Below are 1484 nucleotides of genomic sequence, written 5' to 3' on the forward strand. Positions count from 1 at the left end.
CTTTAGCGATTGAGCATTTGTCTCAAGGGGCTTTGCGTGTTGCCGTTGTTGAACCGTTTAAAGCGCAATCGGATCAGCATCCGGGCTTTGATTCGCGCTCGATTGCTTTGTCTTATGGTACGGTTAACCTGCTGCGTCACTTAGAGTTATGGTCTGCGATTGAACCTTTTTCGACCCCGATTGAACACATCCATGTGTCCGATCGTTCTCATGCGGGAATGACGGACATCACTAAGCACGACGTTGGCGTTGAAGCGTTAGGTTATGTCGTAGAGTTAGCCGATGTTGGTCGTGTTTACCAAGAATTGCTGACTCACAGTACCGCTATCGATTTGTACTGCCCAGACTCCGCGAAGCACATTACCCGAACTCAAGAAAATGTGACGATTGAGCTTGCTAGTGGTGAGTTGCTTAATGCGAAATTACTTGTTGCCGCCGATGGTGCGGTTTCGCAATGTTGTCATCAAATTGGTTTGGAGCTTTCTGAGCATGATTTCGACCAAGTTGCCGTAATTGCCAATATTGTGACTCAAGAGCCGCATCAAGGTCGCGCATTTGAGCGTTTTACTGAAAACGGCCCAGTTGCCCTGCTGCCAATGAGTGATAATCGAATGTCGCTCGTGTGGTGCTTACGCCCTGATGAAGCTCAAATTGTAATGGAATTGTCTGAAAGCGAATTTCTTGAACGGCTTCAGCAAGATTTTGGTTGGCGATTAGGTGCGATGCAAAAAGTGGGGCTCCGTGCGAGCTATCCGTTGTTGCTTCGTCACCGTAAGCAAAATATTTCACACCGTTTTGCGATAGTCGGTAACGCAGCACAAACGCTGCATCCGATTGCTGGGCAGGGCTTCAACTTGGGGATCCGAGACGTGGTCACTCTCGCTGAGGAACTGGTCAAGCAAGGTGAAGATGTTGGGCGTTACCAAGGCCTGATCCGCTTTAGTCAACGCCGAGAAGCAGACCGCAACGAAACCATTTGGCTAACAAGCTCGTTAGTCCATGTTTTTTCGAACGATTTACTCGCGATGCGAATTGGGCGAAATACAGCCTTAGCCGCGATGGATAACCTTTCTATTTTTAAGCAGCCGCTCTTGCGCCATACTCTTGGTTTAGTGAAACGATGATTGACTGCAACAAACTAGGTAACAACCAGTTATTAGGTAATAAATAGCAATGATGCAAAGTGTAGATATCGCCATCATCGGCGGAGGGATGGTTGGGTTGGCGCTTGCCGCCGCATTCAAAGACAGTGACCTGCGTATCGCCGTGATCGAAGGTAACGTGCCAGATGAAACGTTGAATGAACTGCCTGATGTGCGAGTTTCTGCACTGAGCCGCTCAAGTGAAACCATTTTACGTAAGCTAGGAGCTTGGCAGGGTATTGAGCAACGCCGTGCTGCACCTTACTACGGTATGGAAGTGTGGGAGCAAGACAGCTTCGCAAAAATAGAGTTTGATGCACAAAGTATGGCGCAACCTGATTT

General features: G+C 48.4%; 1 protein-coding gene and 1 pseudogene. Both read left to right on the forward strand.

Translation table 11 applies throughout. From position 1 onward, the window contains the following. Positions 1-1124, forward strand: a 1124-nt coding sequence (gene ubiH / locus R7R24_RS24425; protein ID WP_318119687.1) for a 2-octaprenyl-6-methoxyphenyl hydroxylase, incomplete at its 5' end; no start/stop codon positions are given. Between the two features lie 49 nt (positions 1125-1173). After that, positions 1174-1484 (forward strand): annotated as a pseudogene (locus R7R24_RS24430) (FAD-dependent 2-octaprenylphenol hydroxylase); the annotation flags it as partial.

It is taken from the genome of Vibrio sp. 704 (genome assembly GCF_033339295.1).